Annotated in this window: 1 protein-coding gene; it reads right to left on the reverse strand. The window is 34.2% G+C overall.

Annotation, left to right across the window (positions count from 1 at the left end; translation table 11 throughout):
• Nucleotides 1-237, reverse strand: a 237-nt coding sequence (locus KVT11_RS20585; protein ID WP_217609215.1) for a Tn3 family transposase, incomplete at both ends; no start/stop codon positions are given.

Below are 237 nucleotides of genomic sequence, written 5' to 3' on the forward strand. Positions count from 1 at the left end.
GAAAGTTTCAAGGGTCTTAAAGAATCTAACGAGACCATTTTCTCCGAATTAAAATGGTATTCTCCAAGTAAATTAATATGTTCCCAACCTAGAGGTGACATATGGTGCAATAATTCTTCATTAAAACTACCTGACCGTTTTTGATATTCAACTGCCTTTGTTAGATGTAAAGTATTCCAGATACTGATGGCATTGATAATGATGTTTAAAGCACTGGCTCTTTGCAATTGATGTTGT

Origin of the sequence: Bacillus sp. GbtcB10 (assembly GCF_019091365.1) — a bacterium.
GTDB lineage: Bacteria > Bacillota > Bacilli > Bacillales > Bacillaceae > Bacillus > Bacillus altitudinis.